Genomic DNA, 15,975 nt, shown 5'->3' on the forward strand with positions numbered 1-15,975 from the left:
CTGATATACTCGCCCGCTCCTTCAAAACACCTTGCGAGTATCAATGGAACGTTTTTTTGAAAATGCCATGTACGCATCGCGCTGGCTGCTGGCGCCGATCTATTTCGGTCTTTCTCTCGGGCTGCTGGCGTTGTGTCTGAAATTCTTCCAGGAAATCTTTCACGTCATCCCCAACATCTTCTCGCTGGCCGAAGCTGATTTGATTCTGGTGCTGCTGTCGCTGATCGACATGGCGCTGGTGGGTGGTTTGCTGGTGATGGTGATGATTTCCGGCTACGAGAACTTCGTATCGCAGCTGGACATCGATGAGGACAAGGAAAAGCTCAACTGGCTGGGCACCATGGATTCGTCTTCGCTGAAGATGAAAGTGGCGGCCTCCATTGTGGCAATTTCCTCCATCCACCTGCTGCGGGTGTTCATGGATGCCACCAACATCAAGCCTGAATACCTGATGTGGTACGTGATTATCCACATGACCTTCGTGATATCCGCGTTTGCGATGGGCTATCTGGACAAGCTGACCAAGCACTGAGGCTAGCGAAGTTAAAAGGGGCAGGCGGTTTCGGTTCTGGTGTGTCGCGTCCTTGTGTTGTAAAACGTCTGTTCCGATGCATTAGACGTTGCGCAGGAGAGTCGACCATGAATTACCAGGAGTTTACCGACCACGCCCAGGCCGGTCGGGTGGACGAGCTGAACCTGATCTCCATCGAAGGCGGTATTTATCTGCTCGATGTGCGCATGAATGGCACCTCGGTGATGCTCAAGGACCCGGCAGGCAAGACCTTGCATCTTCGTTCGGTGGAGCATGCCCGGGAGTTGCTGAAGAACGTGCCGGTGGTGCCGTTCTATCTGGTGCATAGCGTGGTGCATGACGAGCTGTGTGGCATGCCGGTCAATGACCGTTCCGAGATGCGCATGCCTATCTCCTTTCATTCGTCATGGTCCTGACTTTAAAGGGCCAATCGCCACTGCGGTAGGGGCTGTGGAGGCAATTGTGCTAGGCTGCTCGCCCTTTTGGTTCGGGGCGCATCAGGGTATAGCGTGATTGCCGTTCAGGTATTGCGCGATTATCGACTGCGTGCCCCTCTGCGGAGCAGTGTCATGTCCGAAGTCAATCTGTCCACCGACGAAACCCGCGTGAGCTACGGCATTGGCCGTCAGTTGGGCGACCAGTTGCGCGACAACCCGCCACCGGGCGTCAACCTGGAAGCCATCGTGGCAGGCCTGCGTGATGCGTTTGGCGGTCAGCCAAGCCGTGTGGGTCAGGAAGAGATGTCCGCCAGCTTCAAGGTTATCCGTGAAATCATGCAGGCCGAAGCGGCCGCCAAGGCTGAACAGGCTGCGGGTGCCGGCAAGGCTTACCTGGCTGAAAATGCCAAGCGCGAAGGCGTGACCACACTGGCCTCGGGTCTGCAATTCGAAGTGCTGACCGCTGGCGCTGGCGCCAAACCAACCCGTGAAGATCAGGTGCGCGTGCACTATCACGGTACGCTGATCGACGGTAACGTCTTCGACAGCTCCTACGATCGTGGCGAGCCTGCGGAATTTCCGGTCAGCGGCGTGATTGCTGGCTGGACCGAGGCACTGCAACTGATGAACGCTGGCAGCAAATGGCGTCTACACGTACCGAGCGAGCTGGCTTATGGCGCTCAGGGCGTAGGCAGCATCGCACCGCACAGCGTGCTGGTGTTCGACGTGGAACTGCTGGACGTTCTGTAAGCGACCCGGTCGATGCAGATAGTCGCTGAACGAATCGCGCTGATTCGTTCAGCGGTGGGGTTGTGCTGATGCTCCATGCTCAGTGCAACTCACCCATCGGGCGCAACGCCCGCGCGTAGCAGAACAGAAACAGGTTTCTCACCAGTTCCTTGAGCACCAATGGCTCGCTGGAACTCAAGCTGCACACATCCAGATCGCCCTGATCACGTAACTCCTCCAGCGCTTCCTCTTCCAGCACCGCACACACTTCGCCTGTCTCGCGATGAAGAATTCTCAGGTAAGGGTGGGGTCTGTCCAGCCATGCATCGATCAAATAGGTCATGTCTCATCTCCTGTGCAAGTAAGATGAGAATAATTCTTATCGGGATAATAGCAAGGCTCTATTGAGATTAATTCTCATTTTGCGCTGAATGGTTGATCCAGATCAGCGAATGCCGACGCGGAGCGTCGGGACGATAGTTACAGAACTATCGTTCCTCACGCTCCGCGTGGGAATGCCGTTCGTGACGCTCTGCGTCACACAGCGACGCCGTCGGCCTGTCAGTGATGCTCGCGGGTAGCGCGGAATTTCACGTCGGGCCAGCGTTCTTCCATCAGCGCCAGGTTCACGCGGGTAGGGGCGAGGTAGGTCAGGTGACCGCCGCCGTCCATTGCCAGGTTTTCCACCGCCTTGTTCTCAAACTCTTCGAGCTTCTTCTTGTCGTCGCAGTCGATCCAGCGGGCAGACCACACGGTGATCGGCTCGTAGGCGCATTCGACCTTGTATTCTTCCTTCAGACGGCTGGCGACCACATCGAACTGCAGCACACCGACGGCGCCGAGGATGATGTCGTTGCTGCGCTGCGGGAAGAACACCTGCGTGGCGCCTTCTTCGGCCAGCTGTTGCAGACCCTGACGCAATTGCTTGGATTTGAGCGGGTCCTTCAGGCGCACGCGGCGGAACAACTCCGGTGCGAAGTGCGGAATACCGGTGAAGCCCAGTGCTTCGCCTTCGGTGAAGGTGTCGCCGATCTGGATGGTGCCGTGGTTGTGCAAACCGATGATGTCACCGGCATAGGCTTCTTCCAGTTGCTCGCGCTCCGACGAGAAGAACGTCAGCGCATCACCGATCCGCACGTCCTTGCCCAGGCGCACGTGGCGCATTTTCATGCCCTTGTCGTAACGGCCAGAACAGATACGCATGAACGCGATACGGTCGCGGTGCTTGGGGTCCATGTTCGCCTGGATCTTGAACACGAAACCGCTGAATTTCTCTTCGGCCGGTTCGACAGTGCGCTCGTTGGCCACGCGTGCCAGTGGCTTGGGCGCCCAGTTCACCACGGCATCGAGTACATGGTCGACGCCGAAGTTGCCCAGCGCGGTGCCGAAAAACACCGGGGTCAATTGGCCGTCGATGAATTCCTGCTGGTTGAACTCGTGGCAGGCACCCTGCACCAGTTCCAGTTGCTCGACAAAGCGGTCGTACTCGTCACCCAGATGGGCGCGGGCTTCGTCCGAATCGAGCTTCTCGATGATTTTGGTTTCGGTACGCTCGTGGCCGTGACCTGCGGTGTAGACAATGATGTAGTCGTCGGCCAGGTGGTAGACACCTTTGAAGTCCCGGTAGCAACCAATCGGCCAGGTGATCGGCGCAGCCTTGATCTTGAGTACGGCTTCGATTTCATCAAGCAGCTCGATAGGGTCGCGGATGTCGCGGTCGAGCTTGTTGATGAAACTGACGATAGGCGTGTCGCGCAGGCGGCAGACATCCATCAGCGCAATGGTGCGTGGCTCGACGCCTTTACCGCCGTCGAGGACCATCAAGGCCGAGTCGACTGCCGTCAGGGTGCGATAGGTGTCTTCGGAGAAGTCTTCGTGGCCTGGGGTGTCGAGCAGGTTGATCATGTGCTCGCGATACGGAAACTGCATCACGGACGTAGTAATGGAGATACCACGCTGTTTCTCCATTTCCATCCAGTCGGAGGTGGCGTGACGGTCGGATTTACGCGACTTGACCGTACCGGCGACGGAAATGGCCTTGCCCATCAGCAGGAGTTTTTCCGTGATGGTGGTTTTACCCGCATCCGGGTGGGAAATAATGGCGAAAGTGCGGCGTTTCGCGACTTCGGCGGCCTGTTGGGTCATGGGAAATCGCCTGGGATGGGATTGAAAAAGGGCGCAGATTATAGCTCAACTCGCGGCAATAACCGAACCGTTCAGACAATAAACGATGGCCAGATAATGTCTCGTGTGGGAACCTTTCAGGTCGTGGAGACGTCCACTCCCCCGTCAAGGCTCGCAACGAAGCCAACGCAAGGGGCTGATTCATCAGCATGTTGGCTTGACGAAGCTGCGCTTATGGCTTGTGTTTTCGCCGAGGTTAAACCCTTACCGGCGACCCACCCGCTGCTCTTCGCGAACGTTATTGCCGGTGTCCTTTGCGGACGCCCTGGTCAACGCGTTCGCCGACTGAAATAAGGAGTCCGCCTGTGGCTAATCGCTATGGCAAGGGGCTATTGGGAGGTGCGGTTGTGATCGCACTCCTGGCCCTGCTGATCCACTGGATCGGCATCAGTACTATCAAGCAATACCAGGATGACCTGCTGTTCTACCTTCAGGCTCACCTGATTCTGGTTCTGGTTTCAATGTTGGCGGCCCTGGTGGTCGGTATCCCCGCAGGCATCGCCCTAAGCCGCCCGAGCATGGTTGGCCGCGCCGAACGTTTCATGCAGATATTCAACATTGGCAACACCGTTCCTCCTCTCGCCGTTCTGGCCATTGCCCTCGGGATACTCGGGATCGGCAGCGGGCCCGCGATCTTCGCGCTGTTCCTCGCCTCTTTGCTGCCTATCGTGCGTAACACCTATGAAGGCCTGAAAAACGTTCAGGGTTCACTCAAGGAAGCTGCGGTCGGCATCGGCATGACCCCGCGTCAGGTGCTGTGGCGTGTCGAGTTGCCTAACGCCGTGCCGATCATCATCGGTGGTGTGCGTGTCGCGCTGGCGATCAATGTCGGGACCGCGCCGCTGGCGTTTCTCATCGGTGCCAATAGCCTGGGCAGCCTGATTTTCCCCGGCATCGCCTTGAACAACCAGCCGCAACTGGTGCTGGGTGCGGCGTGTACCGCTCTGCTGGCGCTGCTGCTTGACGGGCTGGTGATACTGGCCAGTCGTCTCTGGCTGGAACGCGGTCTGGCTCGCTGAGCGAAGGAATTATCATGAAAAGAATATGTTTGTTTTTAGGTTTGGCCTTGCTGTTTCCGGCATTTGCCCAAGCGGCTGATAAACCGCTTTTACGGGTCGGCGCACGGGTGTTCACTGAACAGACCATGCTTGCCGAGCTGACTGCGCAATACCTGCGAACCAAGAACTACGATGTGCAGATTACCGGCGGTCTTGGCAGCAACCTGGCGCGTAGCGCACAGGAAAGCGGTCAGTTGGATCTGCTCTGGGAATACACCGGTGTGTCGCTGGTTGCCTACAACCACATCGATGAAAAACTCGACAGCGCACAGACTTACGCGCGAGTGAAGGAAGTCGATGCCAAGAAAGGCCTGGTCTGGCTTTCGCCGTCGAAATTCAACAACACCTACGCGTTGGCACTGCCGCAAAAAGTGGCTGACAAGTACCCGCAGGTCAACACCATGACCGACCTGACCAAAGTGCTCAAGGACGAAGCCAAAGAGGGTCATGTCGTAGCGCTGGACACCGAGTTTGCCAACCGTTCCGACGGCCTGATCGGTATGGTCAAGCACTACGACATGAATCTCGGTCGTGAAAACACCCGGCAGATGGACGCCGGGCTGGTCTACACCGCGTTGCGCAACGGTCAGGTTTTCGCCGGTCTGGTGTACACCACCGACGGACGTCTCAACGCGTTCAAACTGAAAGTGCTGGAAGACGACAAGCACTACTTCCCTGACTACACCGCAGCGCCGGTGATCCGTCAGGAATATCTGGACAAGCATCCGGACATCGCCACGCTGCTCAAGCCGCTGGCTGACCTGCTGGACAACCAGACCATGATCGACCTCAACGCTCGCGTCGACGTCGGCCATGAAAGCCCCTCCACGGTTGCTGCAGACTTTCTGCGCCAGCACCCATTGAATTAAGGAAGGAGACGATATGAGTTTCTTGAGCGCCTTCTCCCATCTGGACTGGGCACAGGTTCTGCAACTGACCTGGCAGCACATTACGCTGGTGGGCATCGCTGTGACCCTTGCGATTCTCGTCGGCGTGCCGCTGGGCGTGCTGATGACGCGTTTTCCAGCACTGGCAGGCCCGTTACAAGCCAGCGCCACGGTGCTGCTGACTGTACCGTCGATTGCCCTGTTCGGCCTGTTGCTGCCGTTCTACTCCAAATTCGGCCAGGGCCTTGGCCCGATGCCGGCTATTACCGCAGTGTTTCTCTATTCGCTGCTGCCGATCATGCGTAACACCTACCTGGCGCTGACTGGCGTCGAACCGGGTATCCGCGAGGCCGCCAAAGGCATCGGCATGACCTTCGGACAGCGCCTGCGCATGGTTGAACTGCCTATCGCCGTACCCGTCATCCTTGCTGGTGTGCGCACCGCCGTGGTGATGAATATCGGTGTCATGACCATCGCCGCGACCATCGGTGCCGGTGGTCTGGGTGTACTCATTCTTGCTTCTATCAGCCGCAGCGATATGTCGATGCTGATCGTCGGCGCGGTACTGGTCAGCATTCTGGCCATCATCGCCGACCTTCTCCTGCAATGGCTGCAACGCACGCTGACTCCAAAAGGATTACTGAAATGATCGAACTCCAGAACCTCTCCAAGACTTTCCAGAGCAACGGCAAAGAAGTGAAGGCTGTCGATTCGGTCAGCCTCACGGTCAACGAAGGCGAAATCTGCGTCTTCCTCGGCCCCTCGGGCTGCGGCAAGAGCACCACGCTTAAAATGATCAACCGCCTGATCATGCCGACCTCCGGCAAAGTGCTGATCAATGGCGAAGACACCACTGATCTGGACGAAGTGACCCTGCGTCGCAACATCGGCTACGTGATTCAGCAGATCGGTCTGTTCCCGAACATGACCATCGAAGAAAACATCGTGGTGGTGCCCAAGCTGCTCGGCTGGGACAAGCAGCGTTGCCATGACCGTGCCCGTGAACTGATGAGCATGATCAAGCTGGAGCCCAAGCAGTACCTGCATCGCTACCCGCGTGAACTGTCCGGTGGTCAGCAACAGCGTATCGGCGTGATCCGTGCCCTGGCAGCCGACGCGCCCTTGCTGTTGATGGACGAACCGTTCGGTGCGGTCGACCCGATCAACCGCGAGATGATTCAGAACGAGTTCTTCGAGATGCAGCGCGCGCTGAACAAGACCGTGATCATGGTCAGCCACGACATTGATGAAGCCATCAAGCTGGGCGACAAGATTGCTATCTTCCGTGGCGGCAAACTGCTGCAGATCGATCACCCGGACACCTTGCTCGCACATCCGGCTGACGACTTCGTCAGCAGCTTCGTCGGCCAGGACAGCACGCTCAAGCGCCTGCTGCTGGTCAAAGCTGAAGACGCAGCCGACAACGCACCGTCGGTCAGCCCGGAAACCCCGGTCGCCGACGCACTGGACGTGATGGACGAAAACGACCGTCGCTATATCGTGGTCACCGACAGCGAGAACAAGGCAATGGGCTACGTACGTCGCCGTGACCTGCATCGCCAGCAGGGCACATGCGCGCAGTTCCTGCGTGAGTTCAACGCAACCGCCGCTTACGACGAGCACTTGCGCATCCTGCTGTCGCGCATGTACGAGTTCAACCGCGCCTGGCTGCCTGTGCTGGACGCCGAGAACGTGTTCCTGGGTGAAGTGACGCAAGAGTCCATTGCGGCGTACCTGAGCTCGGGTCGTTCGCGTGGTATGAAGACCAGTATTGTTTCGCCGGCTGAAACCGCTGCGGCAGAGGCGCAAGGTTAATGTTGAAAAGCCCTGTGCATTAAGCGCAGGGCTTTGCCCGTCAGGGAAACACAAAAATGCCCCCGTGTGCGTTAAAATTAACGGTGACAAGGGTATGTATGAGCCTGCCTAAAGCTGCCCGGGCGATGACCTATTAGTTAACCTCGAAGAATACAGGCGCAGGTGCGGAAGTCTGGTTGAAAATGTCGGTGATAATGAGGGTAGCAACATAAAAGCCACCATCTAAAATACCAGTCTGAAACCTGGTGTCTCGCTGTTCAGGGCGAGCGTCGTGATTAGCGGCCACGAGTACAAGGCTGGGGGTGGAGCGCACATTGATGACATGGCTTAATTGTGGGGGGCAAGTATCGTCAATTGTCCATTGCACACTCAGATTGCCTCCTGCGTTATCGTACTGAGCGTGTATCGAGGTTACAGATGGCTCGGGGTTGGCTGGCTTTGGCTTTGGGTCCCACTGATCGGGTTGCAGGCGAATGCTGGTCTGGGTATTGCCATAACTGCCTCCGGCGATGAGCTCAATGTTGGTATCTGCATAGGCGAGCATAGCGTTCCAGGTATCCGGATTTCCACCCGCAGTCGCCTCGTAATAATCAGGCTTATGCCAATTCCCGCTGTTGTCCATTCGGTAGTGCTGGCCGTAGTAGCCATGATAGCCAAGTGCATCTCCATTGAAACGCTCAAGAAAGCCAGTGATTGTAGTACCCGTCAAAGGTAAGTTCGCGCCGGGCACCGAAGCTGACATATAGTGCGTCCATTTACCGTCCATATAGGAGTACATGAACATGGCCATACGGGTGACACTCTCATCTGGTTTTGACCAGCGACGAATCACCATGCCATACCATTGATTAAGGTGCCATGGCATGGGATGAGACGTGTGAAGCCCTGTGCCCTCGCCTCCGAAATGACCCGAGTGCAAACCTGGCAAACCATAGTCCAATGTTACTTCTGCGTTTTCAGGATCTGTGGCAAGGTCCCAGATTGAACAGATATTGTTATACGTGAATACTTGGTCTCCGATCAGGTTGCTGTTCTGGTGCTGGATGCCCGCGTAAGCGCCTCGCGCGCCGAAGTAAAAATTACAGCCGCTCCAGTAGATATGTATGTTATCGCCTGCTGTGGGTACATATTGTTCCACGTAAAGCAGCTCAGCTTCTGTTTCTTTAAATACGGAGGTTATAGAAGGACCTGAGGTGGGAACAGATCCTACGATGTCGGGTGAACTCTCGGGTATGCTCGATTTCATGATCGCTTGCTCCTTTTCCGGAGAGGTCATGCTGCTCCTTCTACGCTCTGTTGACGCCTATCAGAACTAACAGGGTTCCAGGCAGATTTCAGGGCGTGAATGCAACGGTTTTACCGGGCCTTCAAGCATGTCTGGAGAGCGATCCTGATTTGGCAGGCCCTGTCTATTGAGTTCGGACAATCGGCATCAGGCGATGATCAGCAGATTCGTATCTGCCCGGTGCGGGACCCTGAGGTGGCTTGTTCTGCTCTAAAAAACACTCACTGAGGAACATCTGCCTGTCATGCGGGTCGGTTAAACAGGTCCTTGGCGAGGCAACTCAAGCGCCCTGTGCAAAAACGCGACATTTTTTGTTGATATCCGGCCCCTCAGGTCCTAAAGTTCGCGCCGAACGTCCATGCTGGAAACGATCCATCCGGCTCAAGTACTGACGACGAGACAGCAAGGCCAGGAAGGCAGCCCTTCAGGGCCTTTTTGCTTTCGGCGACATGCCTTGGGAAGTAGGCGAACCAAAGTGGGGATACGGAGGACGTTCATTTGCACCCATTTACCAATACCGCTTGCCATCAGGAGTTCCAGCAGCATGTCGATCAATGTCGAAGACTACTATTCAGCCGAAACCTTCAAGAAAATGAAGACGTTCGCTGACAAGCAAGAAACTCCGTTCGTGGTCATTGATACCGCCATCATCAGCAAAGCCTACGACGACCTGCGTGCGGGCTTCGAGTTTGCCAAGGTCTATTACGCTGTCAAAGCCAACCCGGCCGTCGAAGTCATCAATCTGCTCAAGGACAAGGGTTCCAGTTTCGACATCGCGTCGATCTACGAGCTGGACAAGGTCATGAGCTGTGGCGTTGGTCCGGAGCGCATCAGCTACGGCAACACCATCAAGAAATCCAAGGACATTCGCTATTTCTACGAGAAGGGCGTGCGTCTGTTTGCCACCGACTCGGAAGCGGATCTGCGCAACATTGCCAAGGCTGCGCCGGGTGCGAAAGTCTACGTGCGTATTCTGACCGAAGGCTCGACCACCGCCGACTGGCCGCTGTCGCGCAAGTTCGGCTGCCAGACCGACATGGCCATGGACCTGCTGATTCTTGCCCGTGATCTGGGTCTGGTGCCTTACGGCATCTCGTTCCACGTCGGCTCGCAGCAGCGCGACATCAGCGTCTGGGATGCTGCCATCGCCAAGGTCAAAGTGATCTTCGAGCGTCTGAAAGAAGAAGACGGCATCGTTCTCAAGCTGATCAACATGGGTGGCGGCTTCCCGGCCAACTACATCACCCGCACCAACAGCCTGGAAACCTACGCTGAAGAGATCATCCGCTTCCTGAAGGAAGACTTTGGCGATGACCTGCCGGAAATCATTCTCGAGCCAGGCCGTTCGCTGATCTCCAACGCCGGTATTCTGGTCAGCGAAGTCGTGCTGGTCGCGCGCAAGTCGCGTACTGCGGTCGAGCGTTGGGTGTACACCGATGTGGGCAAATTCTCCGGCCTGATCGAAACCATGGACGAAGCCATCAAGTTTCCGATCTGGACCGAGAAGAAGGGCGAAATGGAAGAAGTGGTCATTGCCGGCCCGACCTGCGACAGCGCCGACATCATGTACGAGAACTACAAGTACGGCCTGCCACTCAACCTGGCCATCGGTGACCGTATGTACTGGTTGTCGACCGGTGCCTACACCACCAGCTACAGCGCAGTGGAATTCAACGGCTTCCCGCCATTGAAATCGTTCTATCTGTAAGCGTTGTCCTGATATGAAAACCCGCGAGTGATCGCGGGTTTTTTTTGCGTGTCATCCAGGGTTCAGACAGTCAGATCCTGTCCAGTGTCGAACGCTTCTGAAAGACGCTGAATTTCCCGCACGTTGAATTGATAGCTGTTTGGCTGCCGTTTAACGGCAGCTGCATAAACGCAGGTTGCAAGGGCGTACAGGCCGTTACCCTTGCAACGTGGCCTTCGGTGGCGTCAGCGAATGCGGTTCAAGTAGCCGATCAACTGTTGGCCCGATTCGATCAGGCGCATGCTGCGTTGCCTGTCATCGGATGCACCCTTGGTGTTGACGACCAGAAAGCTGTCCAGAGTGTTTTTGATTTTCTGGTATTGCTCGACATAAGCGGCACGCTGCTCGTCAAAAGCGTTGAAGCATTCAATCAGCTCAATGCGCTGTGCGAGCGATATTTTTTCCTTGTCCATGCTTGCCAGTTGCTGGGACAGGGCATTGATGCGCTCGCGAAAACCATCACGGCGTTTGATCATCATGATGAGGTTGATTCCCGCTTCACCCTTTTCCAGGGTCGCCTTCATTTGTTCGAGCGCCAGCATGATCACGGCGAGTTCAGGGGGCTGCATTCCCAGGCCCAGCACCTTCTCCGCAGTGATCAACGTGTCCTTGGCAATACTCGCCGCACCCTTGCTTTCCAGGGCGTCAATAGCGGTGCTCAGTACTTGACGCTCTTCTTTCAACTTCTCCAGGCCGGTGTGTAAAGCGTCGAGTCTGGTGCCTGCTTTTGCCATGTCACCTTGCAGACTCTGTGCAAACTCAGCGGTCTGCTGTCGATCAATACCTTGTGTCATTTCACTCAGAGCACTGGCCAGTTGCTGGGCTGTGCCAGCGGCATTGTTCACAAGGCGCTGACACTGAACGTCGATATCTTCCAGCTCTTCGGCATCGATGGGAGTGGCGGAGGGTTGAGCGTACTGCCTCAGCAGGGCGGTCTTCGACTCGATATCGATGATCAGCCGTTCAGTGTGTTCTCCGAGGTGCTGTTGTTCAGTGACGGCCAGGATGTTCAGGCGTGTGAGCTTTTCATAAAGGTTGGGCAGGTACTGGGTCTTGGCAAACAGAAGGTCTGCCGTTACCAGACTGTTACGCATGAGGTGAAGACTGCGAGTCATGATATCGCGGTCGGGTACTTGACCAGCGAAGGCTGTGTCATTGGGCGTGAACGTATTTTTCATTGTCGAGTTATCCATAAATCCGTTTATATTCTTCATCGGCTTCCTTAAACACATTAAGCAAGGCGTCCGAGTCGACTTCGATGGTCTTCCAGGGGTGAACGACTTGTCTGAAGTGATTCATAAATTGCCGTAAAGACAAGGCGTCGTTTATCTCGGACGCCGATACCGCAGACGCTTCAATAAACAAAAACAGCTTGTTCCATACGGTAATCAGGTTTTTAGTGGCCACGTCGGCATCGACCACAATCGTTGCCAGGTTCTGCAAATTAAACTTTACCCTGCTCAATGAGCCCAGAATAGTGTTCTTGTCTTGCAAGGTGTCTATGTCGGCGGTTTGTCGCGCCATTAATTCATTGCGTGCGCCCCTGACATTTTCGGCTTCGACGCCGAAATAAATGCCCAATGCCAAGCCCACAATGTTCAAACTACTGACCGAATTCAACGATTGTTGTACCACCGTTTTGTACTCTTTGTTCTTTTCATCGATGTCCTTTGCGCGCTGTTCGATATCCAGGATCAGCTTCGCCACGTCGGCCGGCAGTGAACTGTTGTCGATGGCAACCATTTTGCGCTGTATCTCGGGCCCGACATGCAGCGACAGGTCCAGGCCAAACTGATCCAGTTCCTTCTTGATGGTTTGCGCATCGGCCAGATTGGCTGTAATCAGGTCCAGTATATCGGTGAGGTGAGAGCCGATTTCCTGGGTGATCTCCTTATCGTTTTCATCCAGTTCGATGCCCGGAAAGTCCTTGCCCAGTTCAACACTCAAGCGTTTTACATCCTCCAGTGTCTTGATCTGATGATGGTCAACGATTTTTCCGGCCCTGACGTCGCCGTTGATCTCCTCCATGCTTTGGCCGTACACCAGCATCTTGCCTGCAAAGACCTTCAGTTTGCTGCCTATGCCCAGAAGGTCGGTGCGCAGCGGACTCCAGCGACGCGCATGCCGGTGGATAAGGTTGAAACTTTTCAGGAAGTCTTCAGGTTCAAGCCCTGCACCGGCGCCTTTTGAATAGCCGAGATAAACAATGATGTCCTCCAGTTCAATGGGCAGGGCGAGCCCCGCCAATTCATATTTCTTGAGGTTGATAATCTGTTCTTTGGTCAGAATCAAACCGGGTGCGCGGGTGACGTGCTTATCATTGGCAGACGACATCGTACCGAACAGTTCGGCCGTTTTTATCGCCTCATCCGCCTTGGGGTCTGCGGATAACGGTTCTGCCTGCATGACGTCATAAAACATTGGGTTCATGGGGATGTCCTTATTTTCACCGGGAGAACAGATGTTGATCTCCTCAATAAGTTGATGTTCTCGTGTTGAAAAAGATTAGGGGTTTAAGGGCGAGGGCGTCAAAGCATAAACATGGATTAAAGATGTAAGATAAATAACTCTTTACAGTCAGTCTGCCGTGGGCGACGGTCATTTTTAACAGAGGTGGTACATGTATAAATTCAACGCTTTTAATAAATAGGTTTGTTCCCGTCAGCAGCGCGAATGAACAGGAAAACCCGCGCTGCCTCAATTTAAAGATGAGAATGTGTCGCGGTTGGAGCATACTGCGCGCCGCAGCCTGTAGAGGGGAGAGCGTCGGCGTTGAAGAAAGTCTTGTTCCAACTGCACTGGTTCTTCGGGATCACGGCAGGTCTGGTGCTGACCCTCATGGGGATTACCGGCGCGCTGTATTCGTTCGAAGACGAAATTCTTGATGTTCTGAACCCAGACGTTCTGCTAGTGCAGGAGCGTACGGCTACCTTGCCACCGATTGAGCTTGTTCACAGGCTGGAGGCAGCGACCGGGCTGACCGTCGCTATTCTGCGTGTCGATACGCTGGGCAATCGTGCCGCTCAGGTGTATTTCACACCGGAGCCGGGCGAACGGCGCGGTCCCAAACGCAATTTCGATCCCTATACCGGCGAGCTGAAAGGCGATGCTGTAGGTGAGGGCTTTTTCGACTTTGTCCTGCAACTGCATCGTTATCTGGCAGCAGGTGAGGTGGGTAAACAGATCACTGCGGCCTGCACACTGGTTCTGGTGTTCTTCTGCCTGTCCGGGCTCTACCTGCGCTGGCCTCGCAACGCACTGAACTGGCGTGTCTGGCTGACGATGGATTGGGCCAAAAAGGGCCGCAGTTTCAACTGGGACCTGCATTCGGTCTTTGGTACTTGGTGCCTGTTGTTCTACCTGTTGTTCGCGATCACGGGTCTGAGCTGGTCTTATGACTGGGTGAGCAATGGTCTGAACAAGCTGCTGGGAGATTCGCTGCCGGTGCAGCGCAAAGCCCTTGCGGCTCCGGCCAGCAAATCCGCGCCGTTGCTGGTTGATTACGCGGCTATCTGGGACAGTGTGCAGAAAACTGCCGGGCCTGAGCTGCGCGCTTATAACTTGCGCCTGCCTGCGTCTGGCGGCCAACTGGCCACGGTGTTCTATCTGCTCAAGGACTCACCTCATCCACGGGCCTTGAACAGCATCACGCTTGACCCGGCCAACGGTCAGGTCAGCTCGGTTTCGCGCTATGCAGAGCGCAGTTTCGGTGCGCAACTGCTGGCCAGCAACTATGCGCTGCATGTTGGCAGCTATTTCGGTCTCGTCGGCCGGCTCATCATGACGGCAGCATCGTTGATGATGCCGGTGTTCTTTATCACCGGCTGGTTGTTGTACCTGGATCGACGTCGCAAGCAGCGCGCTGTCAGGAGTGCGCGCGGCGAGGTTCAGAGTGAAGGGGCAGATGATGCTGCTTCCTGGCTGATTGGTTTCGCCAGCCAGAGCGGTTTTGCCGAGCAGTTGGCCTGGCAGACTGCTGGCCTGTTGCAGGCTTCAGGGGTGTCAGTGCGCGTTAAGCATTTGGGTGATCTGATCGAAGAGGATCTCATTCAGAGCCGTAAGGCGCTATTCGTCGTCAGCACCTTTGGTGAGGGCGAGGCGCCCGACAGCGCGCGGGGTTTCGAGCGTAAGTTGCTCGGCCGTCCGCTGCAACTGAAGCAGCTCGATTACGCCGTTCTGGCTCTGGGTGACCGTCAGTACCCGCATTTCTGCGGTTTTGCCCATCGTTTGCATGGCTGGTTGGCCGAGCATGGTGGGCGCACGTTGTTCCCGCCTGTTGAAGTGGACAGCGCCGATCCAGCAGCCCTGCAACACTGGCAGCAGCAACTGGGACAATTGACCGGCTCCGTGCCTTCAGCGCACTGGCAGGCACCGGTCTTCGAAAACTGGACGCTGGCGCGGCGCGAGCATTTGAACCCGGGCAGCAGTGGTTCGAAGGTCTACCTGCTGGACCTGGCAGCGCCGACGTCAGCGAGCTGGCAGGCGGGTGATCTGGTCGAGGTGATGCCGCGCAATGCGGCGCAGGTCATTGAGCCCTTTCTCGCCGGGCTGGGTGTCGATCCTGGCGCTTCGGTAACTGTGGATGGCTTGCAGGAGCCGCTCGTGCAGGCGTTAGCGACTCGCCAACTGCCGCACAATCGTGCGCATCTGGTGGGCCTGCACGCGCAGGCGCTGATTGATGCACTGGTGCCGGTATCTGCTCGTGAGTATTCGATTGCTTCGATTCCGGACGACGGGCGTCTGCAACTCATCGTGCGTCAGGAAGTTCATCCTGACGGCAGTCTGGGGCTGAGCTCCGGCTGGCTGACCACCCATGCCGACCTCGACAGCGCGATCAGTCTGCGTTTGCGCCGCAATAGCAGTTTTCATTTGCCTGTCGATTCCGTCCCGCTGATCTTGCTGGGCAATGGCACGGGGCTGGCCGGTTTGCGCAGTCTGCTCAAGTCTCGCATTGCCCAAGGCCAAGTGCGTAACTGGCTGCTATTCGGCGAGCGTAACCGCGCCCACGATTTTCATTGTGGCGCTGAGCTTGAGAGTTGGCTGGAGGCTGGTCATCTGACTCGTCTGGATCTGGCCTTCTCACGTGACCAGGCTGAAAAAATCTACGTGCAGGATCGCTTGCGCGAAGCGGCCGATGAACTGCGTCTATGGCTCGACGAAGGGGCTGCGATTTACATCTGTGGCAGCTTGCTGGGTATGGCGGCGGGCGTGGATCAGGTGTTGAACGAGGTGCTGGGCGAGCAGGCGGTCATCGAATTGATCGAGGAAGGGCGTTATCGGCGGGATGTGTATTAAGCATCG

14 protein-coding genes are annotated in these 15,975 nt (G+C 56.2%); 9 read left to right on the forward strand and 5 right to left on the reverse strand.

The genetic code is table 11. The features are described 5' to 3' along the window. The first annotated feature begins 43 nt into the window (after window positions 1-43). The 3 genes from RYC17_RS09535 (at window position 44) to RYC17_RS09545 (ending at window position 1,719) form a co-directional block, all read left to right on the forward strand. A complete protein-coding gene (locus RYC17_RS09535; protein WP_003379718.1) occupies window positions 44-532 on the forward strand; it encodes a TIGR00645 family protein in 489 nt (162 codons plus the stop codon). A 107-nt stretch (window positions 533-639) separates the two neighbouring features. Continuing rightward, window positions 640-948: a DUF6482 family protein gene (locus RYC17_RS09540; RefSeq protein ID WP_058409404.1), complete on the forward strand. Its 309-nt coding sequence runs from the start codon at window positions 640-642 to the stop codon at window positions 946-948. A gap of 153 nt (window positions 949-1,101) precedes the next feature. Continuing rightward, window positions 1,102-1,719 carry an FKBP-type peptidyl-prolyl cis-trans isomerase gene (locus RYC17_RS09545; protein ID WP_002555215.1) on the forward strand — a complete coding sequence of 206 codons (618 nt, stop codon included), beginning with the start codon at window positions 1,102-1,104 and terminating at the stop codon, window positions 1,717-1,719. Between the two features lie 79 nt (window positions 1,720-1,798). On the opposite strand, the gene RYC17_RS09550 is transcribed toward RYC17_RS09545, so the two are convergent. Together RYC17_RS09550 and RYC17_RS09555 are read right to left on the reverse strand one after the other, a co-directional pair. Beyond that, window positions 1,799-2,041 carry a hypothetical protein gene (locus RYC17_RS09550; RefSeq protein WP_002555214.1) on the reverse strand — a complete coding sequence of 81 codons (243 nt, stop codon included), beginning with the start codon at window positions 2,039-2,041 and terminating at the stop codon, window positions 1,799-1,801. 218 nt (window positions 2,042-2,259) lie between these two features. After that, complete coding sequence (locus RYC17_RS09555; RefSeq protein ID WP_230016825.1) at window positions 2,260-3,843, reverse strand: peptide chain release factor 3; 1,584 nt, start codon at window positions 3,841-3,843, stop codon at window positions 2,260-2,262. Window positions 3,844-4,187: 344 nt separating this feature from the next. Between RYC17_RS09555 and RYC17_RS09560 the strand changes: the two genes are divergently transcribed. From RYC17_RS09560 to RYC17_RS09575, 4 genes are read left to right on the forward strand one after another with little or no spacing between them, the layout of a single operon-like run. Next, window positions 4,188-4,901, forward strand: a complete 714-nt coding sequence (locus RYC17_RS09560) for an ABC transporter permease (protein WP_002555212.1) — start codon at window positions 4,188-4,190, stop codon at window positions 4,899-4,901. Between the two features lie 14 nt (window positions 4,902-4,915). Continuing rightward, on the forward strand, window positions 4,916-5,809 hold the full coding sequence (locus tag RYC17_RS09565) for a glycine betaine ABC transporter substrate-binding protein (protein ID WP_005745340.1): 894 nt from the start codon (window positions 4,916-4,918) through the stop codon (window positions 5,807-5,809). A 13-nt stretch (window positions 5,810-5,822) separates the two neighbouring features. Continuing rightward, window positions 5,823-6,476: an ABC transporter permease gene (locus RYC17_RS09570; protein WP_005745339.1), complete on the forward strand. Its 654-nt coding sequence runs from the start codon at window positions 5,823-5,825 to the stop codon at window positions 6,474-6,476. Further along, complete coding sequence (locus RYC17_RS09575) at window positions 6,473-7,642, forward strand: betaine/proline/choline family ABC transporter ATP-binding protein (protein ID WP_057401021.1); 1,170 nt, start codon at window positions 6,473-6,475, stop codon at window positions 7,640-7,642. Before RYC17_RS09570 ends, RYC17_RS09575 begins: the two co-directional genes overlap by 4 nt. Window positions 7,643-7,775: 133 nt before the next feature. Here RYC17_RS09575 and RYC17_RS09580 read toward each other — a convergent pair whose 3' ends face one another. Beyond that, window positions 7,776-8,918, reverse strand: coding sequence for a DUF3472 domain-containing protein (locus RYC17_RS09580; protein ID WP_057401022.1), 1,143 nt, complete (start codon window positions 8,916-8,918; stop codon window positions 7,776-7,778). A gap of 553 nt (window positions 8,919-9,471) precedes the next feature. Here RYC17_RS09580 and RYC17_RS09585 point away from each other — a divergent pair. Beyond that, the gene (locus tag RYC17_RS09585; RefSeq protein WP_005745335.1) at window positions 9,472-10,635 is read left to right on the forward strand and encodes a type III PLP-dependent enzyme; all 1,164 of its coding nucleotides are present in this window, start codon (window positions 9,472-9,474) and stop codon (window positions 10,633-10,635) included. Window positions 10,636-10,859: 224 nt separating this feature from the next. Here RYC17_RS09585 and RYC17_RS09590 read toward each other — a convergent pair whose 3' ends face one another. Continuing rightward, window positions 10,860-11,852: an alpha-xenorhabdolysin family binary toxin subunit B gene (locus RYC17_RS09590; protein WP_316902852.1), complete on the reverse strand. Its 993-nt coding sequence runs from the start codon at window positions 11,850-11,852 to the stop codon at window positions 10,860-10,862. Between the two features lie 7 nt (window positions 11,853-11,859). Next, a complete protein-coding gene (locus tag RYC17_RS09595; protein WP_057401025.1) occupies window positions 11,860-13,104 on the reverse strand; it encodes an alpha-xenorhabdolysin family binary toxin subunit A in 1,245 nt (414 codons plus the stop codon). A 342-nt stretch (window positions 13,105-13,446) separates the two neighbouring features. Here RYC17_RS09595 and RYC17_RS09600 point away from each other — a divergent pair, with 342 nt between their 5' ends. Continuing rightward, window positions 13,447-15,969, forward strand: coding sequence for a sulfite reductase flavoprotein subunit alpha (locus RYC17_RS09600; RefSeq protein WP_316902855.1), 2,523 nt, complete (start codon window positions 13,447-13,449; stop codon window positions 15,967-15,969). Window positions 15,970-15,975 lie beyond the last annotated feature (6 nt).

Origin of the sequence: Pseudomonas syringae group sp. J248-6, from assembly GCF_032586995.1 — a bacterium.
In the GTDB taxonomy this organism is placed as follows: domain Bacteria; phylum Pseudomonadota; class Gammaproteobacteria; order Pseudomonadales; family Pseudomonadaceae; genus Aquipseudomonas; species Aquipseudomonas amygdali.

Bases quoted from the DNA above. Each gene is read 5' to 3' on its own strand.
- RYC17_RS09590 (WP_316902852.1), bottom strand. From the start codon at position 11,852: ATGAAAAATACGTTCACGCCCAATGACACAGCCTTCGCTGGTCAAGTA.
- RYC17_RS09595 (WP_057401025.1), bottom strand. From the start codon at position 13,104: ATGAACCCAATGTTTTATGACGTCATGCAGGCAGAACCGTTATCCGCA.
- RYC17_RS09550 (WP_002555214.1), bottom strand. From the start codon at position 2,041: ATGACCTATTTGATCGATGCATGGCTGGACAGACCCCACCCTTACCTG.
- RYC17_RS09540 (WP_058409404.1), top strand. From the start codon at position 640: ATGAATTACCAGGAGTTTACCGACCACGCCCAGGCCGGTCGGGTGGAC.
- RYC17_RS09555 (WP_230016825.1), bottom strand. From the start codon at position 3,843: ATGACCCAACAGGCCGCCGAAGTCGCGAAACGCCGCACTTTCGCCATT.
- RYC17_RS09575 (WP_057401021.1), top strand. From the start codon at position 6,473: ATGATCGAACTCCAGAACCTCTCCAAGACTTTCCAGAGCAACGGCAAA.
- RYC17_RS09535 (WP_003379718.1), top strand. From the start codon at position 44: ATGGAACGTTTTTTTGAAAATGCCATGTACGCATCGCGCTGGCTGCTG.
- RYC17_RS09570 (WP_005745339.1), top strand. From the start codon at position 5,823: ATGAGTTTCTTGAGCGCCTTCTCCCATCTGGACTGGGCACAGGTTCTG.
- RYC17_RS09585 (WP_005745335.1), top strand. From the start codon at position 9,472: ATGTCGATCAATGTCGAAGACTACTATTCAGCCGAAACCTTCAAGAAA.
- RYC17_RS09545 (WP_002555215.1), top strand. From the start codon at position 1,102: ATGTCCGAAGTCAATCTGTCCACCGACGAAACCCGCGTGAGCTACGGC.
- RYC17_RS09580 (WP_057401022.1), bottom strand. From the start codon at position 8,918: ATGACCTCTCCGGAAAAGGAGCAAGCGATCATGAAATCGAGCATACCC.
- RYC17_RS09565 (WP_005745340.1), top strand. From the start codon at position 4,916: ATGAAAAGAATATGTTTGTTTTTAGGTTTGGCCTTGCTGTTTCCGGCA.